Origin of the sequence: Microcoleus sp. w1-18aA5, assembly GCF_036701705.1 — a bacterium.
In the GTDB taxonomy this organism is placed as follows: Bacteria; Cyanobacteriota; Cyanobacteriia; order Cyanobacteriales; family Microcoleaceae; genus Microcoleus.
On sequence record NZ_JAUPTE010000183.1, the window covers coordinates 1 to 1,088 of the forward strand.

General features: G+C 35.5%; 1 protein-coding gene. It reads right to left on the minus strand.

Translation table 11 applies throughout. The features are described 5' to 3' along the window. Positions 1 to 7: 7 nt before the first annotated feature. The gene (locus Q5691_RS27605) at positions 8 to 1,006 is read right to left on the minus strand and encodes an IS630 family transposase (protein WP_333348432.1); all 999 of its coding nucleotides are present in this window, start codon (positions 1,004 to 1,006) and stop codon (positions 8 to 10) included. Positions 1,007 to 1,088 lie beyond the last annotated feature (82 nt).

Sequence of the window (1,088 nt, forward strand, 5' to 3'; positions counted from 1 at the left end):
TAAGTAGCTAGACAAAATTAATTACATAGTTTTCTCCAAATTCTTTCAGGATTTTTTCCACAGATGTAACAAAAGTTCCCCAATTCTTGTAAGCAGATATCTCAATCCATTCATACTTAATAAACCGCCATAAAATTTCAATTAAATTTAATTCTGGAGAGTAAGAAGGCAACTCAAAGAGAGTAATATTACGTTGTTTCCACTCTTCAAGTTTGTCAACAATAGCATCACTGGTATGAATAGAAGCTTGATCAGTGACAATCACCGTTGGCTTATCTACGGTGGGGAAAAAAGCATCAATACAGGCAATAACCACATCTGAATTAATACTTTGAGATGAAATATAAGTTTCAAGATGGTTATTTCGATTCATAATTCCTAGTACATTCATTCGCTGACTACGACGACTAGGAATTGTTAAATATTCTCCGATTTCCTGCCAGCCATAGGGGACACAAGGAATCAAACAAAACCCCGTTTCATCCAAGTAATATAAATCAATTTTACCCTGCTCATCCAATTGCTTTAATTCTTCTAATTGCGCCTTTTTCTCTTGATATTCCTGGGCTGGAGGCGTTCCTGCAACTCCTTTTCGCATACGATGCCAACTCATATTTAGAGTTTTTAGTATTCTTTTAATTGTTTTTGTACTGGGAGTTATGCCCCAGGTCTCTTGAACTTTTTGGCTAACATTTTTTAATTGCCTTGGTTCTTGTTTAGCCCACTCTTTAATTTGGGCTTTCTGCGAAGAGTTAAATAGTGGCTTAGAACCTCTTCCTGGTTTATTATAAAGTCCTATCATTCCCTCTACTTCCCACCGATTGAACCAGTTATAGAGGGTCTTATAACTTATGCTGAAAATATTCATTAACTCTCCTTTTTTTATTCCTTGCGAAGCTAATATGAGGCAATGTGCTCGTTGACGTACCTGATGATGTCGGCTTTGGCGATAAATTCGCTGTAACAATTTAGACGAAAGAGGGTTTATTTCTCTGATAAACATCATAGGAAACTGTAATTAACTCATAATTTTGCCGGAAATATCATTATACTATGTATTGGTGTAATTAATTCTGTCTAACTACTTA

Coding starts and splice junctions, on each gene's coding strand:
- Q5691_RS27605 (WP_333348432.1), bottom strand. CDS start 1,006: ATGATGTTTATCAGAGAAATAAACCCTCTTTCGTCTAAATTGTTACAG.